The sequence below is a fragment of the Polaromonas naphthalenivorans CJ2 genome (assembly GCF_000015505.1).
GTDB lineage: Bacteria > Pseudomonadota > Gammaproteobacteria > Burkholderiales > Burkholderiaceae_C > Polaromonas > Polaromonas naphthalenivorans.
On sequence record NC_008781.1, the window covers coordinates 529,063 to 555,338 of the forward strand.

At 63.5% G+C, this 26,276-nt stretch carries 27 protein-coding genes; 14 read left to right on the forward strand and 13 right to left on the reverse strand.

What is annotated here, in order from left to right; translation table 11 throughout:
- The first annotated feature begins 202 nt into the window (after positions 1-202).
- The 4 genes from rplM to dinG all read left to right on the forward strand — a co-directional run bounded on the left by rplM (position 203) and on the right by dinG (position 3,999).
- Entirely contained in the window at positions 203-646 is a 444-nt protein-coding gene (gene rplM, locus PNAP_RS02485) for a 50S ribosomal protein L13 (RefSeq protein WP_011799921.1), read from the forward strand.
- Complete coding sequence (gene rpsI, locus PNAP_RS02490) at positions 643-1,035, forward strand: 30S ribosomal protein S9 (RefSeq protein WP_011799922.1); 393 nt, start codon at positions 643-645, stop codon at positions 1,033-1,035. Before rplM ends, rpsI begins: the two co-directional genes overlap by 4 nt.
- 163 nt (positions 1,036-1,198) lie before the next feature.
- Positions 1,199-1,564 (forward strand): iron-sulfur cluster insertion protein ErpA, encoded by a 366-nt coding sequence (erpA, locus tag PNAP_RS02495; RefSeq protein WP_011799923.1) that lies wholly within the window; start codon positions 1,199-1,201, stop codon positions 1,562-1,564.
- Between the two features lie 182 nt (positions 1,565-1,746).
- Positions 1,747-3,999, forward strand: a complete 2,253-nt coding sequence (dinG, locus tag PNAP_RS02500; protein WP_011799924.1) for an ATP-dependent DNA helicase DinG — start codon at positions 1,747-1,749, stop codon at positions 3,997-3,999.
- A 43-nt stretch (positions 4,000-4,042) separates the two neighbouring features.
- Here dinG and PNAP_RS02505 read toward each other — a convergent pair whose 3' ends face one another.
- Together PNAP_RS02505 and PNAP_RS02510 are read right to left on the reverse strand one after the other, a co-directional pair.
- Complete coding sequence (locus tag PNAP_RS02505) at positions 4,043-5,182, reverse strand: anhydro-N-acetylmuramic acid kinase (RefSeq protein ID WP_011799925.1); 1,140 nt, start codon at positions 5,180-5,182, stop codon at positions 4,043-4,045.
- 36 nt (positions 5,183-5,218) lie between these two features.
- On the reverse strand, positions 5,219-6,616 hold the full coding sequence (locus PNAP_RS02510; RefSeq protein ID WP_011799926.1) for a M23 family metallopeptidase: 1,398 nt from the start codon (positions 6,614-6,616) through the stop codon (positions 5,219-5,221).
- A gap of 226 nt (positions 6,617-6,842) precedes the next feature.
- On the opposite strand from PNAP_RS02510, the gene tyrS reads away from it, so the two are divergent.
- Together tyrS and dtd are read left to right on the forward strand one after the other, a co-directional pair.
- Positions 6,843-8,075 (forward strand): tyrosine--tRNA ligase, encoded by a 1,233-nt coding sequence (gene tyrS / locus PNAP_RS02515; protein WP_011799927.1) that lies wholly within the window; start codon positions 6,843-6,845, stop codon positions 8,073-8,075.
- 13 nt (positions 8,076-8,088) lie between these two features.
- Entirely contained in the window at positions 8,089-8,553 is a 465-nt protein-coding gene (dtd, locus tag PNAP_RS02520; protein WP_011799928.1) for a D-aminoacyl-tRNA deacylase, read from the forward strand.
- 80 nt (positions 8,554-8,633) lie between these two features.
- Here the strand turns inward: dtd and ybeY are convergent, their stop codons facing one another.
- Complete coding sequence (gene ybeY, locus PNAP_RS02525) at positions 8,634-9,089, reverse strand: rRNA maturation RNase YbeY (RefSeq protein WP_011799929.1); 456 nt, start codon at positions 9,087-9,089, stop codon at positions 8,634-8,636.
- Complete coding sequence (locus PNAP_RS02530) at positions 9,079-10,089, reverse strand: PhoH family protein (RefSeq protein ID WP_041376477.1); 1,011 nt, start codon at positions 10,087-10,089, stop codon at positions 9,079-9,081. Before PNAP_RS02530 ends, ybeY begins: the two co-directional genes overlap by 11 nt.
- Before the next feature lie 93 nt (positions 10,090-10,182).
- Between PNAP_RS02530 and ruvA the strand changes: the two genes are divergently transcribed.
- Genes ruvA through ruvB form a run of 3 tightly spaced genes read left to right on the forward strand, consistent with a single transcriptional unit; the run spans position 10,183 to position 12,761 of the window.
- Positions 10,183-10,755, forward strand: coding sequence for a Holliday junction branch migration protein RuvA (ruvA, locus tag PNAP_RS02535; protein WP_041376478.1), 573 nt, complete (start codon positions 10,183-10,185; stop codon positions 10,753-10,755).
- A gap of 15 nt (positions 10,756-10,770) precedes the next feature.
- Positions 10,771-11,694, forward strand: coding sequence for an HTH domain-containing protein (locus PNAP_RS02540; protein WP_198140668.1), 924 nt, complete (start codon positions 10,771-10,773; stop codon positions 11,692-11,694).
- Positions 11,691-12,761, forward strand: a complete 1,071-nt coding sequence (gene ruvB, locus PNAP_RS02545; protein ID WP_011799933.1) for a Holliday junction branch migration DNA helicase RuvB — start codon at positions 11,691-11,693, stop codon at positions 12,759-12,761. The genes PNAP_RS02540 and ruvB overlap by 4 nt, the downstream gene beginning before the upstream one ends.
- A gap of 182 nt (positions 12,762-12,943) precedes the next feature.
- Here ruvB and PNAP_RS02550 read toward each other — a convergent pair whose 3' ends face one another.
- The 6 genes from PNAP_RS02550 to PNAP_RS02575 form a co-directional block, all read right to left on the reverse strand.
- Positions 12,944-14,134: a DSD1 family PLP-dependent enzyme gene (locus PNAP_RS02550; RefSeq protein ID WP_011799934.1), complete on the reverse strand. Its 1,191-nt coding sequence runs from the start codon at positions 14,132-14,134 to the stop codon at positions 12,944-12,946.
- A 27-nt stretch (positions 14,135-14,161) separates the two neighbouring features.
- A complete protein-coding gene (locus PNAP_RS02555; protein ID WP_011799935.1) occupies positions 14,162-14,836 on the reverse strand; it encodes a histidine phosphatase family protein in 675 nt (224 codons plus the stop codon).
- A 49-nt stretch (positions 14,837-14,885) separates the two neighbouring features.
- Positions 14,886-15,512: a DUF4136 domain-containing protein gene (locus PNAP_RS02560; RefSeq protein WP_011799936.1), complete on the reverse strand. Its 627-nt coding sequence runs from the start codon at positions 15,510-15,512 to the stop codon at positions 14,886-14,888.
- Positions 15,513-15,533: 21 nt separating this feature from the next.
- Complete coding sequence (gene ttcA, locus PNAP_RS02565; RefSeq protein ID WP_011799937.1) at positions 15,534-16,478, reverse strand: tRNA 2-thiocytidine(32) synthetase TtcA; 945 nt, start codon at positions 16,476-16,478, stop codon at positions 15,534-15,536.
- A gap of 5 nt (positions 16,479-16,483) precedes the next feature.
- Complete coding sequence (locus PNAP_RS02570) at positions 16,484-16,855, reverse strand: dihydroneopterin aldolase (protein WP_041376479.1); 372 nt, start codon at positions 16,853-16,855, stop codon at positions 16,484-16,486.
- A 77-nt stretch (positions 16,856-16,932) separates the two neighbouring features.
- Positions 16,933-17,700, reverse strand: a complete 768-nt coding sequence (locus PNAP_RS02575; protein WP_011799939.1) for an SDR family oxidoreductase — start codon at positions 17,698-17,700, stop codon at positions 16,933-16,935.
- Positions 17,701-17,772: 72 nt separating this feature from the next.
- Between PNAP_RS02575 and PNAP_RS02580 the strand changes: the two genes are divergently transcribed.
- The 5 genes from PNAP_RS02580 to PNAP_RS02600 all read left to right on the forward strand — a co-directional run bounded on the left by PNAP_RS02580 (position 17,773) and on the right by PNAP_RS02600 (position 22,189).
- Complete coding sequence (locus PNAP_RS02580; RefSeq protein ID WP_011799940.1) at positions 17,773-18,879, forward strand: class I SAM-dependent methyltransferase; 1,107 nt, start codon at positions 17,773-17,775, stop codon at positions 18,877-18,879.
- Between the two features lie 115 nt (positions 18,880-18,994).
- Positions 18,995-19,273, forward strand: a complete 279-nt coding sequence (locus PNAP_RS02585) for a helix-turn-helix domain-containing protein (protein ID WP_011799941.1) — start codon at positions 18,995-18,997, stop codon at positions 19,271-19,273.
- Positions 19,270-20,538 carry a HipA domain-containing protein gene (locus tag PNAP_RS02590; RefSeq protein WP_011799942.1) on the forward strand — a complete coding sequence of 423 codons (1,269 nt, stop codon included), beginning with the start codon at positions 19,270-19,272 and terminating at the stop codon, positions 20,536-20,538. Before PNAP_RS02585 ends, PNAP_RS02590 begins: the two co-directional genes overlap by 4 nt.
- A 10-nt stretch (positions 20,539-20,548) precedes the next feature.
- Entirely contained in the window at positions 20,549-20,743 is a 195-nt protein-coding gene (locus PNAP_RS02595; RefSeq protein ID WP_011799943.1) for a DUF2905 domain-containing protein, read from the forward strand.
- Positions 20,744-20,932: 189 nt separating this feature from the next.
- Entirely contained in the window at positions 20,933-22,189 is a 1,257-nt protein-coding gene (locus PNAP_RS02600) for an ABC transporter substrate-binding protein (protein WP_011799944.1), read from the forward strand.
- Between the two features lie 43 nt (positions 22,190-22,232).
- On the opposite strand, the gene otsA is transcribed toward PNAP_RS02600, so the two are convergent.
- The 3 genes from otsA to otsB are packed head-to-tail and all read right to left on the reverse strand — an operon-like array spanning position 22,233 to position 26,205.
- Positions 22,233-23,618 carry an alpha,alpha-trehalose-phosphate synthase (UDP-forming) gene (gene otsA / locus PNAP_RS02605; RefSeq protein WP_011799945.1) on the reverse strand — a complete coding sequence of 462 codons (1,386 nt, stop codon included), beginning with the start codon at positions 23,616-23,618 and terminating at the stop codon, positions 22,233-22,235.
- Positions 23,615-25,435: a glycoside hydrolase family 15 protein gene (locus tag PNAP_RS02610; protein ID WP_011799946.1), complete on the reverse strand. Its 1,821-nt coding sequence runs from the start codon at positions 25,433-25,435 to the stop codon at positions 23,615-23,617. The genes otsA and PNAP_RS02610 overlap by 4 nt, the downstream gene beginning before the upstream one ends.
- Positions 25,432-26,205 (reverse strand): trehalose-phosphatase, encoded by a 774-nt coding sequence (gene otsB, locus PNAP_RS02615; RefSeq protein ID WP_232290742.1) that lies wholly within the window; start codon positions 26,203-26,205, stop codon positions 25,432-25,434. Before otsB ends, PNAP_RS02610 begins: the two co-directional genes overlap by 4 nt.
- Positions 26,206-26,276: the final 71 nt, after the last annotated feature.

The following is a 26,276-nucleotide window of genomic DNA, read 5'->3' on the forward strand; positions in this document are numbered from 1 at the left end:
TTGACGCAAACCCTTGATTCTTCATATAATCTTAGGCTCTGCAGCGCACATGTGGTTCCGCGGCAGGGTTGCTTGAAGGCACTTTTTGGACTTGTTCCGGAAGGCGCTGCCAGGCAAATGACCACCTAAGAGGTTCTCATCAGAGGAACGCCGACCGTGGAAAAGAACCCGACAAACCCCCTTTTATCATTAAGAGAAACTCATGAAAACCTTCAGCGCCAAACCCGCTGACGTGACGCACGAGTGGTTTGTGATTGACGCGACCGACAAGGTCCTCGGACGAGTAGCCAGCGAAGTTGCTCTCCGTTTACGCGGCAAACACAAGGCCATTTACACGCCTCACGTCGATACCGGCGACTTCATCGTCATCATCAACGCAGCCCAGTTGCGTGTGACCGGTGCCAAATCGACCGACAAGATTTACTACCGTCATTCCGGTTATCCAGGCGGCATCACTGCCACCAATTTCCGCGACATGCAAACCAAGTTTCCTGGCCGCGCCCTGGAAAAAGCCGTCAAGGGCATGCTGCCCAAGGGCCCGCTCGGTTACGCCATGATCAAGAAACTCAAGGTGTACGGTGGTGCAGAGCATCCGCACACCGCCCAACAGCCTAAAGTGCTTGAAATTGCAGGAGCCGCCAAATGATCGGTGAATGGAACAACGGCACCGGCCGTCGCAAATCCAGCGTCGCCCGCGTGTTCATCAAAAAAGGCACTGGCAAGATCACGGTCAACGACAAGGACATCCAGGCGTTCTTCGGTCGCCAGACCTCCATCATGATCTGCCGCCAGCCCCTGTTCCTGACGAACCACGTCGAGACGTTTGACATCATGATCAACGTCCACGGCGGCGGCGAGTCCGGCCAGGCCGGCGCAGTGCGCCACGGCATTACCCGCGCCCTGATCGACTATGACGCAACGCTCAAGCCAGCGTTGAGCCAGGCCGGTTTCGTGACCCGCGATGCGCGTGAAGTCGAACGTAAAAAGGTCGGTTTCCGCTCAGCCCGCCGCCGCAAGCAGTTCAGCAAGCGTTAATTTTCGCTTCCCCTGCTTTGCAAAAAAAGCCGCCTGGTCCGCCTGGCGGCTTTTTTCATGGCGCTGCGGCTGCAACGCGCTAAGACACGCGCGCGTTATGGTTGATTGATTTGCTGTAGTATTTCCAGATTGCCTGTTGGCTTATTGAATAACGGAGTTACCCATGAGTGCAGTTGCTGAAAATATCCAGACCGAAATGCCCGCGCCCTTTGTGTTTACCGACAGCGCGGCCTCCAAAGTGGCCGAACTGATTGCCGAAGAAGGCAATCCCGACCTGAAGCTGCGCGTGTTCGTGCAGGGCGGCGGCTGCTCGGGTTTCCAGTACGGTTTCACCTTTGACGAAATCACCAACGAAGACGACACCACCATGACCAAGAATGGCGTGTCGCTGCTGATTGATGCGATGAGCTACCAGTACCTGGTCGGCGCCGAGATCGACTACAAGGACGACCTGGAAGGCGCGCAGTTCGTGATCAAGAACCCGAATGCCAGCAGTTCCTGCGGTTGCGGCTCCAGCTTCTCGGTCTGACGGTTGAGTCAAGGGCGGGCTTGACGCCGCCATTTTTTTAAAAGCCGCCTTCAGGGCGGCTTTTACGTTGCGGCTTTACCTGCTTCGGTTTGCCGGCTTTTTTCGGCGGCGGGCAGGCGCATCAGAGGCTACGCTCGTTTCAGGCGGTGTGCAAGGCGTGACATCAGTCAATAATCAGCAAGATGAGTTTGTCCACCACCCCGTCCGCGCTTGAAGGCGCGCCCCTGCCGAGCCCCTCGATCCAGCTTCCAGCCGCCGTGCCGGCGCATGCCTCTGAGCAGGGCATCGACCCTGATCAACTGGAAGCCGCGCGCATTCGGCTGGAACTCTTGTATGGCGAGGTCGCTGCCGACTGGCCCGGCTTCATTGCCCGTCCCGGCCAGTACCAGATGATGCAGGCGTGCCTGCTGACCTTCCTGTCGGCCAAGGCGCCCGAGGACGAGGTCCGCACGGGCAGCCATCTGGCGCAACTCGAAGCAGGAACGGGCACCGGTAAGACGGTCGCCTACTGCCTGGCGGCCATCGTGGCGTCCGAGGTGCTCAAGAAAACCGTCATCGTCTCCACGGCCACGGTGGCCCTGCAGGAGCAGCTGTTCCAGAAAGACCTGCCGCGCCTGGCTGAAATCATTCCCGATCTGCGCTACGACATCCTCAAGGGCCGCGCCCGCTATGTCTGCGAAAGCCGCCTCGAAGGCGTGATCAACGACGTGGCGCAGGACGGCCTGCTCACGGGTGAGCTGTTCCAGGACTCCTTTGGCGACGCCCGCCGGCAGGCGGCCGGCATTGTGCGCGACCGCACCCAGGCGATGCGCTGGTTCAAGAGCAGCGCAAAGAAACTCAACAGCGGTACTTGGGACGGCGACATCGACTCCCTCGCGCAGCCGCCCGACCCGCAGGACTGGCGTCAGGTCCAGGCCAATGCCCACGCCTGCAACGGCGGGCAGTGCGAGCATTTCAGGAACTGCGCCTTCTTCAAGGCCAGGCGCCAGGCGGCCAGCGCGACGCTGCAGGTGGCCAACCACGCGCTGGTGCTGGCGACGCTGCAGACCGACAGCAGCCTGATCGATGCGGGCAACACGCTGTTCGTGTTCGACGAGGCGCACCACCTGCCGGGCATCGCGGCCGAGCAGTTCTCGTACCGGGCACGCCTGGGAACGAGCAGCAAATTGCTCACCAGCCTGCGAACGGTGGCGCTGCGCCATGGCAAGGCCCTGCCGGCATCCACCCGGCCGGACCCGGTGGCCTTTGCCCAGCTAGTCACCGGCTGCACCGACAAGCTGGCGATGCTGGAGCGCTACTGGCAGGATGCCCAACTCGTCAGCGCCGACCAGCCCGTCCACCGCTTCGCCCAGGGCCGTATCCCGGAGGCCCTGGTTCTCGAGTGCCAGGAACTCGCCACGCTCATCCGCGCCATTGCCTCGGTGGTTTCAAGCATCGCGGCGGCATTGAAGGAGCCCGACGAATCGAAGTCGCCCACCCAGCGCGAGGAGCAGACCCATGCCGGCGTCGAGCTGGGCGTCTATCTGTCGCGGCTTGGCACCCTGGACAAGCTGCTGAGCGCCTGGGCCACCCATGACCGGGTGCCGTGGGCCAAGTGGATCGAATGGGCAGAGGATGGGGCCGGCAGCGCGCCGGACGCCTGGCTGTGCGCCAGCCCGATGACGGCAGCCCAGGTTTTGTCGAAGAACCTGTGGAACAAGGTCAGCGCCGCCGTCTGCACCTCGGCCACGCTGACGGCCTGCGGCAGCTTTGATTTTTTTGACCGCCTGAGCGGCATGAACCGCTTTCCCGAGCGCCGGTCGCTGGTCGTGGATTCGCCCTTTGACTATGCGACGCAGGGCGAGTTGCGCATCGCGCCCATGACGCATTCGCCCAAGAGTCCGGGTTTCTCCGATGAGCTGTGCGACAAGCTGCCCGGGCTGCTGCGCGAGCACCCGCACGGGCAGCTGGTGCTGTTCACGTCCAGGCGCCAGATGCAGGCTTGTCATGCGGCGCTACCCCAGGATTTGCTGGACCAAGTGCTGGTGCAGGGCGTTCGCTCGCGCACCGAGCTGCTCAGGGAGCACGGCCGGCGCGTCAAGGCCGGCGAGCGTTCCATCATCTTTGGCCTGCAGTCCTTTGGCGAAGGCATCGACCTGCCGGGCCGGCTGTGCGAGCATGTGGTGATCGACAAGCTGCCGTTCACGCCGCCAAGCTCGCCGGTCGAGGAAGCGCTGGCCGAGTGGCTGAGCGGGCAGGGGCGCGACCCGTTTGCCGAGCTGTCGGTGCCGCGTGCGGGCATGAAGCTGGCGCAATGGGCCGGGCGCGGCGTGAGAACCGTGACCGACCGGGCTGTCATCACGGTGTGCGACACCCGGCTGGTGACGATGCGCTACGGGCAAGCCATCCTGGCAGGCCTGCCGGCATTCCCGCTGGTGCGTAGCGCTCCGACCTGAATGGTGATCATGGGCGAACGCATGAAGAGGGGGCCAGGCCGATTCAGGCGGGATACAGCGCACCCAGCACACGCAAGCCCGCCGCGCCGGTCACGCCGGGCAGGTTACCGGGCTGGCGTTGGATCATCTGGCGCGCCAGCCAGGCAAAGGCAGCCGCCTCGACCTGCAGCGGCGGCAGGCCGTGCTGGTCCGAAGTGCTGACGCGCAGCCAGGGCAGGCCCGCCTGCAGGCGCTGCAGCAGATACAGATTGAAAGCGCCGCCGCCGCAGACGATCAGTTCAGTGCTCTCTTTTCCATAGCTGCTAACGCCCGCTGTACATGCGAAAACCGTCAATTCGGTCAATGTATTTTGAATATCCTCGGGGCGTTCGCCGGAAAAGGGGCGCAGTTTTTCATCCAGCCACGCCAGGCTGAAAAGGTCGCGTCCCGTGCTCTTGGGAATCGGCTGCGAGAAGTAGGGTTCGCCCCGCAGGCTGGCCAGCAGCGCCGGAACCAGTCGGCCGCTTTTCGCCCAGGTGCCGCCCGCATCAAAAGGCTGGCCGGTGTGCCGCAGGCACCATGCGTCCATCAGCGCGTTGCCCGGCCCGCAGTCAAAGCCCAGCACCGGCAAGGGCGAGCCGGCAGGCGGCAGCACGCTGAGATTGGAGATGCCGCCCAGGTTCAGCACCGCGACCGTGGCGTCCGCGCGGCCAAAGACACCCTGGTGAAACGCCGGCACCAGCGGCGCACCCTGGCCGCCTGCGGCGACATCGCGGCTGCGGAAATCGGCCACCACGTCAATGCCGGTCAATTCGGCCAGCAGGGCCGGATTGTTGAGCTGGAGCGTGTAGCCCGCGCCCGCAGGTTCTGCTGAAGTTCGCTGGGGCTGGTGCCTGACCGTCTGCCCGTGCGCGCCAATGGCCTGGATCTGGCTGGCGCTGATGCCCTGCGCGCCAGCTTGCCGCACCAGCTTGGCAACCACCTGGGCATAGACCGCCGCCAGCTGGCTGCCCGCCAGCGCGGCGCGGTGCAATTCATTGTGCGAAGGCGAATTGAGCGCCAGCAGTTCAGCCCTAAAACTGTCGCCAAACGGCTCGCTGGCGCTGGCGACGACGCGCAGCGTCTGGCTTGAGAAATCGACCAGAACGCCGTCGGCGCCGTCAAGGGAAGTGCCTGACATCAGGCCAATGGTGTAGTCGTGCATGCAGCGATTTTGCCGCAGTCGCTACCGGCTTTTGCCTTACTCGGCCTGGGTCTGCTCAATCGTGGCTGCGGCCTGCAGCTGGTTCCTGAAGCCGTTGGCCAGTTGCCTGAACTGCGGCAGGGCGGCGGTGGGCACCGGAACCACGTCGCTTTGCTTGGCAATTGCCATCGGATCCTGCTGTACGCCGTTGACGCGCACTTCAAAATGCAGGTGCGGGCCGGTGGCCCAGCCGGTCGAGCCGACCAGGCCGATGGTCTGGCCCTGGCTGACGGTCTGGCCAGGCTGCACGTTGATTTTGCTCAGGTGGGCATAGACGGTTTCAAGGTTGTTGCGGTGCTTGATGAACACCACGTTGCCAAAGCCGTTCTGTACCCCGGCAAACTCCACCACGCCGTCACCGATGGTTCGGGCGGGCGTGCCGGTGGTCGCCGCGAAATCGGTGCCGTTGTGGGCGCGCCAGGTTTGCAGGATGGGATGAAAACGCATCGAAAAGCCGCTGCTGATGCGCGAGAACTCCACCGGGGAACTCAAAAACGCGCGGCGCAGGCTCTTGCCGTCCAGCGTGTAGTAGCCACCCTTCAGCGGTGCGCCTGACGCGTCCTGGCCCGGGGGCTGGAACCACATCGCCTGGTAGGCCTTGCCTTCGTTGACGAACTCGGCCGACAGCACGCGGCCGGTGCGCATGGTTTCGCCATCGGCTTCCAGGGTTTCGTAGACCACGTTGAAGCGGTCGCCCTTGCGCAGCGCGCGGCGGAAATCGATGTCGGTCGAGAAAATTTCCGCCAACTGCACGCCGACGCCATCGGGAATGCGGGCGTCGTCGATGGCGGCGAACAGCGAGGTCTCGATGGTGGCGCTGGCCAGCCGGGCCGAGCGGGTGTAGGGCGCGGTTTCAATGCGCGAGGTGAAGCGGCCATCGCTGCTGCGTTCAACGACCAGGCGCTGGAACACCTGTTCGTCGTCGGTGGGCCAGCGCATGCTGAGCTTGAGCAGCTGCTGGCTTTCGCTGGCCTCGGCGGTGACGTTTTTGCCCGGTGGCCCGGTGAGGATCAGCTGCGCATTGGCATCGGTTCGCAAAAACACCTCCGCCGCTGTGTCATCAATGTTCAGCCGCTGCAGCAGGGTGCTGGCCCGGTCGCTGCTGCGCGTGCTTTCGGTGCGAAACAGCTTGAAGTTGAAATCGGCCAGCGCGTCCGCCTGGGCCTGCGCGGACTGGGGGGAAAGAGGCTGAATCGCTTCCAGCACCTGGCGAACCGGCAGGTCGGCGGCGTCGGGCGCGAGCGGCGCAACGCCGAAGGCGGTCACGCCGGTTCCCAGCAGCAGCATGGCCAGGCTGGCGGTCAGGCGTTTGGGGTGGCGGCGCAGGCTATCGGCAATGGCGGACAGGACACGGGAAAGGGTCAGCGGGGTATGGGAGGCGACGGGCAGGCGCAAAGCGTGAATCCCAACTAAAGTGCGTCGGGCCGCAAGGGCATGCCGGACGATGGTGACAGGTAAATCGACAGCCGGGCCAACCGTTTTTGCCAGCGGGTGGAGGGCATCGGACTCAAAAATTCGGGCTTCCTCGCCGGCGAACAGTGGCGCCTCTAAAATGGCGGCCCGACGTAGGAAAGCCAGAATTATATCTGTCGGACAATAACCTGTCCCGAGAAAAACCCTTATGAATCAAGAGCTTGTTACAAATTCACCCCTGTCTGACCGTGTAAAGACGGCGCTGGCCGTCTCCCTGCGGGGCTGCGACGAGCTGATTCCGCAGGACGAATGGACCCGCAAACTGGTCCGCAGCGAAGCCACCGGCGTGCCGCTGCGCATCAAGCTGGGGCTGGACCCGACCGCGCCCGACATCCACATCGGCCACACCGTGGTGCTCAACAAGATGCGCCAGTTGCAGGACCTGGGCCACACGGTGATCTTCCTGATTGGCGACTTCACCAGCCTGATTGGCGATCCGTCGGGGCGCAACAGCACGCGCCCGCCGCTCACGCCCGAGCAGATCAAGGTGAACGCCGAAACCTATTACCGCCAGGCCAGCCTGGTGCTGGACCCGGCCAAAACCGAGATTCGCTACAACAGCGAATGGTGCGACCCGCTGGGCGCGCGCGGCATGATCCAGCTCGCTTCGCGCTACACCGTGGCGCGCATGATGGAGCGCAACGACTTTCACGACCGCTTCAAGGCCGGCCAGTCGATCAGCGTGCATGAATTCTTGTACCCGCTGATGCAGGGCTATGACTCGGTGGCGCTCAAGAGCGACCTGGAACTCGGCGGCACCGACCAGAAGTTCAATTTGCTGATGGGCCGGCATCTGCAGCAGGAATACGGCCAGGAGCCGCAGTGCATCCTGACCATGCCGCTGCTCGAAGGCCTGGACGGCATCGAGAAGATGTCGAAAAGCAAGAACAACTACATTGGCATTTCCGAGGACGCCAATTCCATGTTCGCCAAGGTGCTGTCGATCTCCGATGTGCTGATGTGGAAGTGGTACACGCTGCTGTCGTTCAAAAGCGAAGCCGACATCGCCGCGCTGAAGGCCGAAATTGAAGCCGGCCGCAACCCCAAGGACGCCAAGGTCGCGCTGGCCAAGGAAATCACCGCGCGCTTTCATTCCGCCGCAGCAGCGGACGCCGCCGAGCAGGATTTCATCAACCGCAGCAAGGGCGGCGTGCCCGACGAGATTCCCGACGTGTCGCTGTCGGGCGCGCCGCTGGGCATAGGCGCGCTGCTCAAGGCGGCCGGGCTGGCGCCTTCGGGCAGCGAAGCCAGCCGCCTGATCGACGGCGGCGGCGTGCGCGTGGACTCCAGCGTGGTCAGCGACAAGGCGCTCAAGCTGGCGGCCGGGACTTACGTGGTGCAGGTCGGCAAGCGCAAGTTTGCCCGCGTGACGCTGGCATGAAGCTGAAGCGCGCATGAAGGCGGTGCTGCAGCGCGTGGCCGAGGCCCGCGTCGTGGTTGCCGGTGAAACCGTCGGCCGGATCGGCCAGGGCCTCTTGGTGCTGGTCTGCGCCGAACGCGGCGACAGCGAAGCGCAGGCCGACAAGCTGCTGGCCAAGATCCTCAAGCTGCGCATCTTTTCGGACGACGCCGGCAAGATGAACCGCAGCGTGCAGGACCTGGACGGGCAGGGCGCCTGCGGCGGGCTGCTCGTCGTCAGCCAGTTCACGCTGGCGGCCGATGCCTCGGGCGGCAACCGGCCGAGCTTTACCGGCGCCGCGCCGCCTGATGTGGGACGGCGGCTCTACGACTATTTCGTGGCTCAGGCTCGCAAGCTGCACCCGCAGGTCGAAACCGGCCAGTTCGCCGCCGACATGCAGGTGCATCTGGTCAACGATGGTCCGGTGACGATTCCGCTGCACATCGCGCCCGATGCCTGAATAGCCGGTAAATGCTATTGTTTAGATAGCTGCTTGCGCCCGTCCCTGTTGCGCAAGAGCTATTTTTGATGCTGAAACCGTCAGCGGTAGGGGTTGTCGAAGCCCAGGCCCGCCAGAATCTCGATTTCCAGCGCTTCCATCTCCTCGGCGTCTTCTTCGCCGGTTTCATGGTCGTAGCCCTGCGCATGCAGCGTGCCATGCACCAGCAGATGCGCGTAATGTGCCTGCAGGGTTTTCTGGTTGTCCTGCGCCTCTTTTGCGACCACGGGCGCGCACAGCACCAGGTCGGCGGTCACGTAAGGGGCCTGCGTGTAGTCAAAGGTCAGCACATTGGTGGCGTAGTCCTTTGCCCGGTAATCGCGGTTCAGCGCCTGGCCTTCCTCGGCGCCCACGATGCGAACGGTGATCTCGGCATCGCTTTGCAGCGCGTGGCGAATCCAGCGGGCCACGCTGTGGCGCGGCAGGGCGGCGCGGTGCAGGGCCGCATCGGGGAATTTTCCGAACTGCAGCGACAAACTCAGTGAATTAAGAGCCATTTCGGCTCCTTGCGCTGGTCTTGCGGGCGGATACAGCTACCAAATCAATAGCAGGATTGGCGTCGTCCCGGTCGCTCGGTGTCTTGTCATACGCATCGACGATGCGCGCCACCAGCGGATGGCGCACCACATCGGCGCTGGTCAGCCGGGTAATCGCGATGCCCTGCACGCGCTTGAGCACCCGTTCGGCATCGATCAGCCCGCTGAGCTGGGTGCGCGGCAGATCGACCTGGCTCACGTCGCCGGTCACCACCGCCTTGCTGCCAAAGCCGATGCGCGTCAAAAACATCTTCATCTGCTCGGGCGTGGTGTTTTGCGCCTCGTCCAGGATCACGAAGGCGTGGTTCAGCGTGCGCCCGCGCATGAAGGCCAGCGGCGCAATCTCGATCTGCTGGCGCTCGAAGGCTTTTTGCACGCGCTCGAAGCCCATCAGCTCGTGCAGCGCGTCGTACAGCGGGCGCAGGTAGGGATCGACCTTCTGGCTCAAATCGCCCGGCAAGAAGCCCAGGCGCTCGCCGGCCTCGACCGCCGGGCGCGTCAGCACGATTTTCTGCACCGTGCTGCGCTCCAGCGCATCGACCGCGCAGGCCACCGCCAGGTAGGTCTTGCCGGTGCCGGCCGGGCCGATGCCGAAGGTGATGTCGTGCGTGGCGATGTTCTCCAGGTAGGTGCCCTGGTTGATGGTGCGCGCGCGCAGGTCGGCGCGGCGGGTGGACAGCGCCATCGGGCCTTCGGCGGTGCTCAGGGCGGTGTCGCCGGCCAGCATCAGCTGCACGGTTTCGGGCTCGATGGGCCGCTGGGCGATTTCATACAGCGCCTGCAGCACTTCGAGCGCCTGCTGGGCCCGCAGCTTGGGGCCGTCGATCTTGAACTGCTCGAAGCGGTGCGCAATCGTCACCTGCAGCCCGGCCTCGATGGTGCGGATGTGGATGTCCATCGGGCCACACAGGTTGGCCATGCGGGTGTTGTTGGGCGGCGTGAAGGTGTGGCGAAGAATCAAGGCGTGGGTTTTCCTGAAATGGGGCAAAACAAGGAGCGGGAAGGCGATTGTCTGCCTAAATCGGGGCGGCCACCCGGCTGCTAAGATTTGGCCATGATAGGAAGACTCACTGGCCAGCTGGCCGAAAAAAATCCGCCCGAAATCCTGGTGGACTGCCATGGCGTCGGCTATGAGGTGCTGGTGCCCATGAGCACTTTTTACAACCTGCCGGGGCTGGGCGAGAAAATCAGCCTGTTCACGCATTTCATCGTGCGCGAGGACGCGCAGCTGCTCTACGGCTTTGGCAGCACCGCCGAGCGCGGCGCGTTTCGCCAGCTGATCAAGATCACCGGCGTCGGCCCGCGCATGGCGCTCAGCGTGCTCAGCGGCATGAGCGTTGCCGAACTGGCGCAGGCCGTGACGCTGCAGGAGGCGGGTCGCATCGTCAAGGTGCCCGGTATCGGCAAGAAGACCGCCGAGCGCCTGCTGTTAGAGCTCAAGGGCAAGTTGGGCGCCGATATTGGCGCGCATGTCAGCGTGAGCAGCGAGGCGCAGCTCGACATCCTGCAGGCGCTGGTCGCGCTGGGCTACAGCGACAAGGACGCGGCGCTGGCGCTCAAGGCCCTGCCGCCGGACGTGGGCGTGAGCGAAGGCATCAAGCTGGCGCTGCGGGCGCTGGGGAAATAATAATAAGGATTGATGTTGGCCAAGTTCACTTTTCTCGACCTCGCTGAAGAAGTTCTCAAGAATTCCAGTACGCCGCTTGACATCTCAACCATTTGGAAAAATGGGTTGGCCTCCAAAGCCGTTGATAAAGTAGGTTCTAAAGGTAAAACGCCTTGGATATCCTTGGGAGCGCGCTTGTACGTCGATACCAAAGACAATGCGAAATCTTGTTTCCTTCGAACTGGAGATAACCCTGTATTGTTTGGACTGAAATCGATTCACACGGCCCAGCAAGCCCAAGAGGCCATCATCAAGGTAGAGTCGATTCCCAAACTGAAGGAGCGAAACCTACACCCCTTACTGGCATTTTTCGCCAAGCTTTATTTGGGTGATGCTTACGTGAAAACTATCTATCATGAAAAGTCACTCAAGAAGTCTTTCAATGAATGGCTGCATCCCGATTTGGTCGGTGTGCGTTTTCCTGACCTGCATGTAGATGCTCGTTCACTTGCAGCGACAGCTGGTGAATTACCTTTCAAGTTGCTATCGTTTGAGTTGAAGCGGAGTCTGAATTTTTCAAACTTGCGGGAGTCCTTTTTTCAGGCAGTTAGCAACTCATCCTGGGCGCACCAAGGCTATTTGGTGGCTGCAAATATCAAGGAAAGTCCCGATTTTCTCGGTGAATTGAAACGCCTGTCCGGTAGCTTTGGCATCGGTGTAATCTCGCTCGATATCGAGAATCCAGATGACTCTTCGGTGCTTTATCCGGCGGGGGAGAGAAAGAATCTGGATTGGGACAGCATCAATAAACTTGCTTCCGAGAACCCTGATTTCAGTCAATTTCTGCGCGACGTGCGAATCGATTTGGACGGGAAAAAAGTTCATCCCGCCGAGTACGACAAGATTGAAAAAGACATAGACAAGCTGAAGTTATTAGTCAACCCTACAGCTAAACCATGACCATCCAGACCGACGACTTCGACATGTCCGACCTGCCGCCGGCCCGGCGTATGCTGTCGGCCGCCCCGGCCTCGCCGAAAGAAGAGGCCATCGAGCGTGCCCTGCGGCCCAAGCTGTTCGACGACTATGTCGGCCAGACCAAGGCGCGCGAGCAGCTTGAAATCTTCATCGGCGCGGCCAACAAGCGCCAGGAAGCGCTCGACCATGTGCTGCTGTTCGGCCCGCCCGGCCTGGGCAAGACCACGCTGAGCCACATCATCGCGCACGAACTCGGCGTGAACATGCGCTCGACCTCGGGGCCGGTGCTGGAAAAGCCCAAGGATCTGGCGGCGCTGCTGACCAACCTCGAAAAGAACGATGTCCTGTTCATCGACGAAATCCACCGCCTGAGCCCGGTGGTCGAGGAAATCCTGTATCCGGCGCTGGAAGATTATCAAATCGACATCATGATCGGCGAAGGCCCGGCGGCGCGCTCCATCAAGCTTGACTTGCAGCCGTTCACGCTGGTCGGCGCCACGACCCGCGCCGGCATGCTGACCAATCCGCTGCGCGACCGCTTCGGCATCGTCGCCCGGCTGGAGTTCTACACACCCGAGGAGCTGGCGCGCATCGTCAAGCGCAGCGCCGGCCTGCTGAATGCGCCGATGGACGCGGAAGGCGGCTTCGAGATCGCGCGCCGTTCGCGCGGAACGCCGCGCATCGCCAACCGGCTGCTGCGCCGGGTGCGCGACTATGCCGATGTCAAGGGCAACGGCACCATCACGCTGGACATCGCCAACCGGGCGCTGGCCATGCTGGACGTCGATCCGCAGGGCTTTGACCTGATGGACCGCAAGTTCTTGGAGGCCGTGATTTTGCGTTTCGACGGCGGCCCGGTCGGGCTGGACAACATTGCCGCCAGCATCGGCGAGGAGTCCGGGACGATTGAAGACGTGATCGAGCCGTATTTGATTCAGCAGGGTTTTTTGCAGCGCACGCCGCGCGGGCGCATTGCCACGCTGGCGGCGTACCGGCACCTGGGCGTGGCGCCGCCGCGCGGCAATGCCGAGAATCTGTTTGAAGAGTAGCGCGGCCGGATTGGGCACAAAATAGGCCTTTTGCGCATGGCTGACGGGCAGGTTCAGCTATTGAAAAAATAGCAATAAGGCGTGTCGGGGCAGGCTTGGGCAACACGAATCTGTGGCGCTACTTTTTTCATAGCTGTCAGCGCCCGTCCTGCCTGCACAAAAGGCCTGAATGGCCCGAAATTTCAAGTCATCGCGCCGCGCGCATCGACCTGGATGATGCGGTCCACCGTGCCGTTTCGCAGGCCGCCGCTGACGCCGATCATCACATCGTGCAGGTTCACTGTCGGATCGCAGTGGCCGGGAATCAGCCACAGCAGCTGGCCCAGCGCCGGCAGGCGGTCGCTGCCATCCACGGGCCGCAAGATGCCGTGCTCGTCGCCGCCGTTGAAGTAGTCCAGCCCGCTTTTTTTCTCAAAGGCATGCACCTTCGGCATGCCTGAGTCGATGGCGTGGCTCTTGTGGCCGGCGTCGCACACGGCGTGGCTGGCGTGGGTGCTGATGACCTGCGTCTTGACAAACAGCGCGTGCTCGAACTGCGGCTGTGCCGGGTCGCGCTCGTTCTGGGCATAGTCCACGTCCATGAACATGAAGGAGCCGGCCTGCAACTCGCCATATACGCCGCTGGCGGCCTCCAGCGCGAAGCTGCCGGTGCCCGCGCCGGTCACCAGCCCGGGCGCGATGCCGTGCGCCTTGAGCAGCTGGCAGGTCAGCTCCACGGCCTTGGTGGCGCTGGCGGCGGCCATGCGGCGCTCGATGGCGCTGCGCAAATGCTGGGCCTTGCCTTGGTAGGCCTGCAGCCCGGCAAAGCGCAGCGCCGGGTGCTTGCGGATTTCCAGCGCCAGCTTGACGGCGGCCTCGCCGGGCTGGGCGCCGCAGCGCCCCTGGCCGACATCGATCTCGACGAACACGTCAATCACCGTCGCCACGCTGCTGCGCGCGCTGGTGCGCGCCTCGGTCATGGCCTTTGCCAGCCGGCTCACGCCCTCCGGGCTGTCCACGGCGATGGCGATCTGGCCGCCGCGGTGGGACGCCACCGCCTGCGTGAGGGCGGCTACCCGCGCCAGCTTGGCCGGGGCAATCACCTGGTTGCTGATGTACACGTTGTAGATGCCGCCGGCCACCATGACCTCGGCCTCGGCGGTTTTTTGCACGCACACGCCGGCGGCGCCGGCCTTGATCTGCATTTTGGCCAGCACGGTGCTTTTGTGCAGCTTGGCGTGGGGGCGCCAGCGGACATGGTGTTTTTTGGCGAAGTCAGCCATTCGGACCAGGTTGCGTTTCAGGGCGTCCATGTCAATCACCAGGGCTGGGGTGTCGATGTCGTGGACAGGTTTGCCGATCAGTTCGGAGAGGCGCGCGGGCAGGTTACTCATCAGGGGTTTTCAGGGCAGGTGGGGTGGTCAGGTGGTGGAAACAATGGGGCTCGGTCCGGCGGCCAGCAGGCCGTCGTCCAGGGATTCGTCGTTCAGGTGCTGGGTGTCGGCCCAGCCGACCAGGGTAAAGCCCTGCTGCGTCCAGAGCAGCCGGTTGATGGCCGCGTTACCCAGCATCCAGGTGCGCGGCGCCTGGATGTGCAGGCGGGCGGCGGCGCGGTAGAGCACGTCCATCACGCCGCCGTGGCCGACCAGCGCGATCAGCTCGCCCGGGTGCCGGGCGGCTATTCGCTCGGCGGCCTCGACGACGCGCTGGCTCAGCGCCAGCAGGGACTCGCCGCCGGCGGGTGCGAATTCCGGGTCGCGCTTGCGCCAGCGCTGCGACTGTTCGGGCAGCAGGGCTTCGATTTCGGCAAAGGTCTTGCCTTCAAAATCGCCAAAGCAGCGTTCGCGCAGGCCGGTTTCAGGGGTGACCGGCAGGCCGCGCGCGCGCCCGAGGTATTCGGCGGTTTCCCAGGCGCGGGCCAGGTCGCTGGCGTACACCGCCGTGATGGGTTCTTCCTTCAGCGCCAGCGCCAGGCGCGCGGCCTGCAGGCGGCCGGTGTCGTTCAGTGGAATGTCCAGGTGGCCCTGGATGCGGGTGTCCACGTTCCAGGTGGTTTCGCCATGGCGAATGGCGATGATGCGGGTCGGTTCAATCATGAAAAAGGCAGCGCGAGGGCGGTGAAAGTGGATCGGGGGGCTGGCAGGGTCAACGGGGGATCTGCGCGGTGATCCGGCGTGGTCCTGGAGGGGGTTGCGGAAAGCCCTGCAAGGCCGCGTCCAGCATGGCGGACAGCACGGCGAGCGTCTCGTTCTGAACGCCGTCGTTCACGGCGCGGGTTTCAAAGACCACCTGGCTGGTCGTCAGGTCGCGCACCAGCAGGCTCAGCTCGCGCCGGTAATAGGGGTCTGAAAAGCGCATCGGATAGACCGGAAACGACATGCCGAACGCCGCGCCCCGGTTGCCGCCGCCCAGGAAAACGCCGGGCGTGGCAAAACCGAAGCCGTCGTAGCCGGGGCCGTAATAGGTCGGGCGCTCGATCACCAGGGTGCCTATCCGCACCTGCACGCTGTAGCGCGGCGCGGCCGGGTTCAGTTCCATGCCGACCCTGGCCAGCGCGGTGCGCGCCAGCCCTTCGATGGCGTCGTGCCGGGCGCCGACGACCTGCTGCGAGGGCAGGCGCTCAAAGCGGTAGGCCGTGCCCGGCGCAGGAGGTGCTGTGCCCCAGTTATAAAACGCCGTGACATCGGTTTCGACCACGCGCAGGCCGGAGCAGCCGGCCATGAACAGTCCCATGAATGCGATTGAAAAAATAGCCGTCAATGCTCGTTTCATAAGGCCTCCTGTGAAGGGCGATTAACCGGGCGCCAGCGGGTTGATGCCGATGACGGCGCGGCCCGCGGGCGCCGCCTGCATGAACTCCTCGGCATCAAACGCCTTGTCGCCTTCGGGGTCGGCGACGCCGGTCGTCCTGATGCCCTTGAAATCATGGCGCTTGCTGTCCATCAGGTGCGACGGCACGATATTTTGCAAGGCCGAAAACATGTTTTCAATCCGGCCCGGATACTGCTTTTGCCAGTCGCGCAGCATGTTGCCGACCTGCTTGCGCTGCAGGTTTTCCTGGCTGCCGCACAGCGTGCACGGAATGATGGGGAAGTCTTGCACCTGCGCCCAGCGCGTCAGGTCTTTCTCGGTGACGTAGGCCATCGGGCGGATGACGATGTTCTTGCCGTCGTCGCTGACCAGTTTTGGCGGCATGCCCTTGAGCTTGGCGGCAAAGAACATGTTCAAAAAGAAGGTCTGCAGCATGTCGTCGCGGTGGTGGCCGAGTGCGATCTTGGTGCAGCCGAGCTCGCCCGCCACGCGGTACAAAATCCCGCGCCGCAGCCGCGAGCACAGCGAGCACAGCGTCTTGCCCTCTGGAATCACGCGCGTCACGATGCTGTAGGTGTCCTGGTTTTCGATGTGATACGGCACGCCGAGCTTGCTCAGATACTCGGGCAGCACATGCTCGGGAAAGCCGGGCTGCTTCTGGTCGAGGTTGACGGCGACCAGCTCGAAGTTGATGGGCGCGCGCTTTTGCAGCTTGAGCAGGATGTCCAGCATGGCGTAGCTGTCCTTGCCGCCCGAGACGCAGACCATCACCTTGTCGCCTTCCTCGATCATGTTGAAATCGACAATCGCCCGGCCGACCTCGCGGCACAGGCGCTTCTCTAACTTGTGGTCCTCGCGTTCGATCTTCATCGAGTTCTGCACGCGGGCTGAGGTTTCGAGTTGCTCGTCTATCCAGATTGCATTCATATCGTTCACCACTGTCCTGTCTCGACGCGAATGGCTACTTCGCAGTCGTCAAAAATTTCCAGTTTTGCGATTTTCACCCGCACGCCCAGCACGCCGGGCAGCAGCATCAGCCGGTGCGCCAGCTTGCCGATCAGGCTTTCCAGCAGGTTGGCATGTTCGGCGGTGCATTCGGTGATGATGATCTGGCGCACCTTGCGGTAGTCGAGCACATGGTGGATGTCGTCGTCGTGCGGCAGCAGCGTCTGCGTGCCCAGGTTCAGTTCGGCATCGACCTGGATCGGCTGCGGCGCGGTTTTTTCATGCGCCAGGATGCCCAGGTTGGCGTCAAAGCGCAAGCCGGTCAGGTGGAGGATTCGGGTTCCCCGGGTAGTGAGCATGGTGGCAGTCTGTAAAGGGTCTGGGTTGAATATGTCAGGGAAGTATGTCAGTGGCGCCAGGAGGGTCACATACAGGGTCACATCAGCGAGAAATCCCGCTCGAAGCGCATCAGGTGCTGGCCGCCATCGACCAGCAGCGTGGTGCCGGTGATGGACGAGTTTTCCAGCGCGAACTTCACCGTCGCAGCCACATCGGCCGGCGTGGACGAGCGGCCCAGCGGCGAGAGCTTGTGGCGCGCCTCGAAGGCCTCGCCCGTCAGCAGGTGGCTGGTCAGCGTCAGCCCGGGCGCGACGCCGACCACGCGCACCTCGGGCGCCAGCGCCATGGCCAGCATGGTGCCGGCCGCTTCCAGCGCGGCCTTGGACAGCGTGTAGCTGAAAAAATCGGGGTTCTGGTTCCAGAGCTTCTGGTCGAGCAGGTTGACGACCGCGCCCGTGGCATTGCGCGCGGCCACATGCGCATGCAGCGCCTGGGCCAGCAGGATGGCGGCGCCGGTGTTGCTGCGCAGGTGCTTGTCCAGCGCGGCAAAGCCAAAGCTGGCGGCCGTGTCGTGCTCGAAGGTCGAGGCGCTGTTGACCACCGCATCGACGCGGCCAAAGTGGGCGATGACGCGCGGCACGAGGCCGCGCACGGCCGCTTCATCTGATAAGTCGGCATCAAAAGCAGCCGATGCGCACGTCAGCCGTGCGCAGTCAGCTACGGTTTTAATAGCGTCAGCCTCGGAACTGCGGTAATGCACCGCCACCTGCCAGCCGCCGGCGGCCAGCGCCAGCGCGATTTCGCGGCCCAGCCGCAGGGCGGCGCCGGTCACGAGAACCACGGGTCGGGACGAAGCTGGTGTCATCAGGTTGGGGTCGGTGAAGGGCATGGCGAAATGGCCAAAGGGAATCGCGGACAATCATGTTAAGTGACCAACATGACCAATCCTTTCATTTTAACGAGCCCCCTGCAGGCCGATATCGCCAAGGCCATCGAATCGGCCGGCGGCTGGCTGGGTTTTGATGTTTTCATGGCGCTGGCGCTCTACCAGCCCGGCCTGGGCTACTACGCCAGGGACTCGCTGAAATTCGGCCTGATGCCCGGCGGCGTGAAGGGCGGCAGCGATTTCGTCACCGCGCCCGAGTTGTCGCCGCGTTTTGGCCAGACGCTGGCGCGGCAGGTGGCGCAGGCGCTGCAGGCCTCGGGCACGACCGAAGTCTGGGAGTTTGGCGCCGGCTCCGGTGCGCTGGCGCAGCAGGTGCTCGATACGCTGGGGGAGCAGGTCACGCGCTACACGATTGTCGATCTCTCTAGCTCCCTGCGTGAACGCCAGCGCGAACGGCTGGCCGCCCATGCCGGAAAAGTGCAGTGGGCGACCGAATTGCCGGCGCGCATGCGCGGCGTGGTGCTGGGCAACGAGGTGTTGGACGCCATGCCAGTCAAGCTGCTGGCGCGGCTGGGTGGCGTCTGGCACGAGCGCGGCGTGGTGCTGCATGAAGGGCGCTTTACCTACGCCGACTGTCCCACCGATTTGCGCCCGCCGCTGGAGGTGGCGGGCCGGCACGATTACGTCACCGAAATTCACCCCCAGGCCGAAGGCTTTGTGCGCACGCTGGCCGACCGGCTGGAAGCCGGCGCGGCGTTGTTGCTCGATTACGGCTTTCCCGAGCACGAGTACTACCACCCGCAGCGCGACATGGGCACGGTGATGTGCCACCGCGCGCACCTGCTTGATGCCGACGCGCTGGCCGACGTGGGCGAAAAAGACATCACGGCGCACGTCAATTTCACCGGCATCGCGCTGGCCGGGCAGGAGGCAGGGCTGCAAGTGCTGGGCTACACCAGCCAGGGACGCTTTTTGCTGAACTGCGGACTGCTGGGCGGCCTGGAAGACGCCAGCCTGGCCGAGCGAGCCATGGTGCAAAAGCTGGTCAACGAGCATGAAATGGGCGAGCTGTTCAAGGTGATTGCGTTTGGCGCGAAGAACAGTCCTGCGTGGGAGCCGATGGGCTTTTCGGCGGGGGACCGCACGCATACGCTGTAGCCGCGCTTGCACCTTGAAAATCATCTACTGCAGCTTGCCTTTAATGACCTCACAAGGTCAAATGCCGGTAATTTTTTTATCACTCAAGTGATAATGACCTGTTGAGGTCAAAAATATGCTGTTCACCCCTGCCACTCTTTCCACTCTGGCGCATTACCTGATCGTAGAACGCAAGGGTCAGGGCTTATCGCGCGCGCAGGCGGCGGCGGTCTGCAATGTGAGTCCTTCCTTTATTCGCGATGCCGAAAGCGATCCGGCGCGTTGCTCTCTGGGGCTGCTGCTGCAGTACATGGCTGGCCTGGGCCTGTTGATGGACGTGGCGGGCTGGAGCCATGATGTGCAGGCACCAATAGATTTCCCTGGTGTAGTCGGTGACGCTGAAGGCAATCCATGATCCGCCTGCGTGTATGGGCCAATGCGCGGCCCATGGGCTGGTTTGGCCATGCGGCGGGTGAGTTCTTTTTTGAATACGACGCGCAGTGGCTGGCGCAGCCGGGGGCCTATGCGCTGGCGCCACAGTTTGTCCTGAACGCCCAGACCACGCGAGGCGCGCTGGTGCGCAGCTTTTTCGAAAACCTGTTGCCCGAAGGCGAGGTGCTGGACGATGTGCTGGCCGCCTTGCAGTTGCGTGGCGCGTCTTCGCTGGACGTGCTGGGCCGCCTGGGAGCGGAACTGCCTGGTGTGCTGTCGCTGCTGCCCGAAGATTCCATGCCGCGTATCCAGCAGGACTACCGTGATTTGCCGTTTGCCGAACTCAGCGCCCGGCTGGCACACCGCACCGCCACACCGCTGCTGGTGTCCAACACGCAGGCCGGCATGTCGCTGGCCGGTGCGCAGGACAAGCTGGGCCTGCGCTTCGAGCCCAGGACCAGACGGCTGTACGACAGCGTGGGCGCATCACCCACCACGCACATCCTGAAGCCCGACACGCGCCAACTGCGCTACCAGCCCAGCGCCATCAATGAATACGCCTGCATGAAGCTGGCCCAGGCGCTGAAGCTGCCGGTGCCCAAGGTGTGGCTGCTGCGCGTGCCCGAGGCGGCCTATGTGGTGGAGCGCTATGACCGGGTGCTGACGGCGGGCAACATTGTCGGCCTGCACCAGTTTGACGGCTGCCAGCTGCTGGGCCATGGTCCGGGCTGGAAGTATGAGCGCTCGGGCGGGCTGGCGAGCCTTCCCAAACTGGTAGCCGCCTTGCGTGCGCTGCGGGTGCGCGGCAGCGATTTGCTGCAGTTCCAGCGCTGGGTGATGTTCAATTACCTGATTGGCAATGCCGATGCGCATGCCAAGAACCTGTCGCTGCTGGTTGATGGCAAAGGCTACCGGTTGGCGCCGTTTTACGACCTGCTGTGCGTGCGGGCTTACGGCGACGAAGGCCTGGCGCTTTTCATCGGCGATGACGAGACGTTTGACGCCGTGGGCGCGCATTCATGGGAGGCGTTTTGCACGGATTGCGGGTTTGGCCTGGCGCCCACGCTGGTGGAATTCAGGCGCATGGCGCTGGCGCTGCTGCCCGCATGGGGAAAAGTTCAGACCAGCGTGGCGAAGGAAAAGGGCGTGACCGAGGCCGAACGCGCCATGCTGGCGCGCATGTCCACCATTTTCGAGCGCCATGCCGGCCATGCGTTGTCCATGACAGCGCTGCCTGCTCCCGTCTAAACTCCAGCCCATGATCCGCTGGTTCATCGTCATTTTTCTCGCGCTGGTGTGCATCAGCTGGTTGTCACCGCTGCTGCAAAAACTCGGCTTTGGCAAACTGCCGGGCGACTTGCGTTTTCGCCTGTTTGGCCGCGAATGGTTCATTCCGGTGACCACCACGATCCTGCTGAGCTTTGTCGCCAGCCTGGTCAGCCAGCTGATCTGAAGCTGTTCTCCAATAAATAGCATTTCTCCAGTGAAACCCTTGCCGCAGCCCGCCTGCAACCTAGGGAAACTCCCATCGCCACCCATTATTAATTAATGAATAATTAATTAAATGGCATGGTGCCATGTCTGAATTAACTTTCGCTATCGCACAGTCATTTGTCGCGAAGGCCGGGACTCTGGAAACAACATGCTGAAATTTTCCAAACTGGCCGCTGCTGCGGCTTTTGTGGCGGTGGCTGCGGCGGCTATGGCGGGCGAAGTCGAAGTGCTGCATTACTGGACCTCCGGCGGCGAGGCCAAGTCGGTTGACGAACTCAAGACCATGATGGCGGGCCGTGGCTATACCTGGAAAGACTTCGCCGTGACAGGCGGTGGTGGCGAAAACGCCATGGGCATGCTGAAAAAGCGCGTGCTGGCGGGCAATCCACCGGCGGCGGCCTTGATCAAAGGCCCCACTATTCAGGAATGGGCCAATCTCAATGTGCTGACCAACCTCGACACCATGGCGCAGTTTGGCAAGTGGGACGAGTCGCTGCCCAAAGTGATTGCCGAGCAGATGAAGTACCAGGGCCACTATGTGGCAGTCCCCGTCAATGTTCACCGCGTGAACTGGCTGTGGGCCAATTCGGCCGTGCTGAAAAAGGCCGGGGTCACTGCCTTGCCAAAAACATACGAGGAGTTTTTTGCCGCCGCCGACAAGCTGCGGGCCGCAGGGTTTATTCCCCTGGCGCACGGCGGGCAGGACTGGCAGGACTTCACGGTGTTCGAGTCGGTGGCTCTGGGCGTGGGCGGTACGGCGTTTTACAACAAGGCGCTGGTCAGGCTCGATGAGGCCGCCCTTGCTGGCAGCGAGATGCGTAAAACCCTGGAGGTGTTTCGCCGGCTCAAGCCCTATACCGATGACAAGTCCGCCGGACGCGACTGGAACCAGGCCACCGCCCTGGTGACTGCCGGAAAAGCCGGTTTTCAGCTAATGGGGGACTGGGCCAAGGGCGAATTTCTGGCGGCCAATCAAGAGCCGGGCAAGGACTTTACCTGTACGCCAGCGCCCGGCACTGCCCATGCCTACAGCTTCAATGTCGATTCATTTGCCATGTTCCAGCTCAAAAACGGGGATGCGCGCAAGGCGCAGGGCTATTTGGCTTTTTTGCTGATGGGGCAGAACTTTCAGGAGAGGTTCAACCTGCGCAAGGGCTCGATTCCGGCCAGGCTGAACATGAATCTGGACAAGTTTGACGAATGCGCCAGGTTGTCCGGCCAGGATTTTGCGGCGATGTCCAAAACCGGCGCGCTGGTGCCTTCCGTGGCGCATGGCATGGCCGTGCCGCCTGCGGTGCAGTCGGCTCTGCGCGCCGCTGTGAGTGATTTCTGGAATAACGATAAAACCACCGTGAACGAGACCCTGGCCAGGTTGGCGCTGGCGGCCGGCGCCCCAGTGAAGTAAGGCGCCTGTGCCGCGCTGGCGGTCTGGCCGGGCCGGGTTTTTTTCAATCCTGTCCGCATTCGGCCAGAGCGGTTAAAAACGCCTTGCGCCACCAGTGCACGTCCTGGCTGCGGATGCGTTCGAGCAGCTGCTGGTGGCGCCGCTGGCGCTCGATCAGCGGCATCTGCAGCGCCAGCTGGATGCTTTCGGCCGTGCCGTGAACGTCGTAGGGGTTGACCAGCAGCGCTTCCTTGAGCTGCTCGGCGGCGCCGGCAAAGCGCGACAGCACCAGCACGCCCGGGTCGGCCGGATCCTGGGCGGCAATGAATTCCTTGGCGACCAGGTTCATGCCGTCGCGCAAAGGCGTCACCAGCGCCACATCGGCCACCCGGTACAGCCCCGGCAGGCGCTTGCGCGAGACGTTGCGGTGGATGTAGCGCACCGGCATCCAGTCCAGCTCGCCATAGTCGCCGTTGATCGCGCCGCACAGGCTCTCGAGTTCCTGGCGCAGGCCGGCATAGGTGTCGAGCGCCTCGCGGCTGGGTGAGGCGATCTGGATCAGCGTGGCGCTGCGGATGTTTTCCGGGTAGTTCTTCAGCAGTTCGCGAAAGGAGCGCACGCGCTGCGGCAGGCCCTTGGAATAGTCGAGCCGCTCCACCCCCAGCAGCAGGCGGCGGCGCGAGAACTCCTTTTTCATGCGCTCGTACATGTCACGCCCTTCCTTGGCGTGGGTCAGCGCGGCGAATTCATCCACGTCGATGCCGATGGGAAAGGCCTGCGCCTGCACCTTGCGCCCGAAGGCGCGGAACTGGTGCTTGTCGAGCGCTTCGGCACCGACCTCCTTGCCGACATAGCTTGAAAAATGCTCCACATCCGACTGCGCCTGAAAGCCGAGCAGGTCATAGGCAAACAGCGAGCGGATCAGCCACTCATGCTGCGGCACCGCCGCCAGGATCAAGGGCGGCGGCAACGGAATGTGCAAGAAGAAGCCGATGCGGTTCTTGCAGCCCATGGCGCGTAGTTCGGCCGCCATCGGGATCAGGTGGTAGTCGTGCACCCAGATGATGTCGTCGGGTTTAAGCAACGGCATCAGCTTGCGCGCCATCAACTGGTTGACGCGCCGGTAGCCGCCGATGTAGCCGGCGTCAAAATCGGCCAGGTCGAGCCGATAGTGAAACACCGGCCAGAGCACGCCGTTGCTGTAGCCGAGGTAGTAGCTGTCGTGGTCCTCGCGGCACAGGTCCACGGTGGTCAGGGTCACGTTGCCGGAGTGATGCGTGTGCATTTCGCCCTCGCCCGGCGTGCCGCCTTCGACCACCGTGCCGCTCCAGCCAAACCACAGGCCGCCGTTGGCCGACAGCGCCTCGCCCAGCGCCACCGCCAAGCCGCCGGCTCCGGCTGATTTGCGCGGGTCGGATACGCGGTTGGACACCACCACGAGCCGGCTCATACTAGGGAATCCCAAGGGGCCGACAGGCGCACGGCGGCGTTGATGATGCCGACCATCGAATAGGTTTGCGGGAAATTGCCCCACATCTCGCCGGTCACCGGATGGGTGTCCTCGGACAGCAGGCCGACGTGGTTGCGGGCGGCCAGCATGGTCTCGAAAATCGCCCGGGCCTCATCCTTGCGGCCGATGCGCGCCAGCGCGTCGATGCGCCAGAAGGTGCAGATGTTGAAGGCGGTTTCGGGCTTGCCAAAGTCGTCGGGCGCCTCGTAGCGGCGCATGTAGGGGCCGTCGCACAAATATTTTTCCAGCGCATCGACGGTGGCCACGAAGCGCGGGTCTTTCGGCTCGATGAAGCCGACTTCGATCATCAGGAGCACGCTGGCGTCCAGGTCGCGCCCGCCAAAGCTCTCGGCAAAGGCCTGGCGCTCCTCGCTCCACGATTCGCGCAGGATGCGCTCGCGCATGATCTGCGCATGATGGCTCCAGTAGCTGGCGCGCTCGGGCTGCTTGAGCGTGACGGCAATCTTGCCCAGCCGGTCGCAGGCCGCCCAGCACATCAGCGCCGACGAGGTATGCACCCGGGCGCGCGTGCGCAACTCCCACATGCCGGCATCGGGTTTGTCGTAGCTGCGCACCGCCTGCTCGCCCACCGCTTCGAGGCGCAAGAATTCGGCCGCGCCTGCCCGGTGCAGCAGCCGGTGGTCGTGAAAGGCCTGGGCCGCACCCAGGATCACATTGCCATAGACATCGTGCTGGAAATGCTCCTGCGCCTGGTTGCCCACGCGCACCGGCCCCATGCCCCGGTAGCCGCCCAGGTGGTCGTACACCGCTTCGGGCAGCTCCAGCTCCAGGCCAATGCCGAACAGCGGCTGGATATGCCCGCCGTCGGCCTGCACCACGACATTGCCGAGCCAGCGCAGGTAGTCTTCCATGGTGCCGACTTCGGACAGGCTGTTGAGCGCCCGAACGACAAAAAAGGCATCGCGCAGCCAGCAAAAGCGGTAGTCCCAGGTGCGTCCGCTGTTGGGCGCTTCGGGAATGCTGGTGGTCATGGCCGCGACAATCGCGCCGGTGTCCTCGAACAGCGAGAGCTTGAGTGTGATCGCGGCCCGGATCACGGCTTCCTGCCATTCGAGCGGGATGTGCAGGCGCTGGCTCCACTTGCGCCAGTACGACAGCGTTTCCTGCTCGAACAGGCGCGCGGTGTCGGCAATGCCGTCGGCCAGCGACTCGTCGGAGCCGAGCAAAAAATTGTATTCGCGCGTCAGCACGAAAGGCCGCTTGGCCAGCAGGTGCGACAGCGGCGCGTCGGTGTTCAGGCGCAGCGTCAGCGCATCGCCGACATAGCGCAGGTGGTTGCTGCCCTGGGTGATCACTGGCTCGCTGCGGCCCCAGTCGAAGCGCACGTCGAGCTGCACCCGGATGCGCGGCGCGCCCTTGATCGGGCGCACCCGGCGCACCAGCGTCATCGGCTTGAAAAACCGCGAGCGGTTGTAAAAGCGCGGCGCAAAGTCGGTGATTTCAATCGCCTGGCCGCTTTTGTCGAACAGTTGGGTGCGCAGCACGGCGGTGTTCGGGTCGTACCATTGCTTTGAATGGGAAAAGTTCTCGATTTCGATGGCAAAGGCGCTGCCCTTGTCGCTCTCGTCGAGCAGCGCATTGAACACCGGGTCGCCATCGAAGCGCGGCAGGCAGCACCAGACGATGCGTCCGCGCGCATCGACCAGCGCGCTGAACGCGCAGTTGCCGATCACGCCCAGCGACAGCGACGGCGGTGCGGGCGGCGCAAAGTTGGGCGCCAGGACGGCGGCGCTCATGCTGAATGCCCCGGGCGGCTGGACAGGCCGCCGGCGTCGGGGGACACCCCGCTGGCCGATTGCAGCCAGGCGGCCAGCTGGTCCACGCTGGCGCAGCGGTACTGGGCCGCCGTTGGCCCCGGGCCGACCTTGATGGTGTGGCCGCCCATGCGCCGCACCTCCTCAAAGCCGGCTTCATCGGTCACGTCGTCGCCGGCAAACAGCGGAATGCGGCCGGCAAACGGCGCTTCGGTCATGAAGGACGCAATCGCCGTGCCTTTGCTGAAGCCCGCCGGTTTCAGGTCAATCACGCATTTGCCCTGCATCAGCTCGACGCTGTCATTGCCTTGCGCCGCTTCGCGCATCACCTGCAGGCACAGGCTTTCGAGTTCGGGCGCGTGCCGGTAATGCAGGCTCAGCGCCAGGTTTTTTCGTTCCAGCTTCAGGTCGGGATGGCGGGCAACCAGGCCTTCGGCCGCCTGCAGGATCTGCCGCATGTCCGCTGGCGGCGCGCTGATCAGCAGGCCGTCGGCGGTGCGGCGCTGCGCGCCATGTTCGCCGGCCGACGGCAGCAGCAAGGGCGCCAGGAAACCGTCCAGGTCCAGCAGCCGGCGGCCCGACACCAGCGCCAGCGCGCCGCGCAATTGCCGGTGCAGCGCAGCCAGCGTGCTGGTCAGGCCCAGGGGGACTTCCACCAGTTCGGGTTGCGCGGCCAGCGCGACCAGCGTGCCGTCGAAGTCAAGGAACAGCGCCGTGTCCGGCGTCAGGCGGGGAAGGGTTTCGGATTGCATGGGCATCCGAAAACCATAGCAGAGACCTTGCCGTTTGCTTGTAGGCGAATGCCCAGTTTCACGGCGGATTA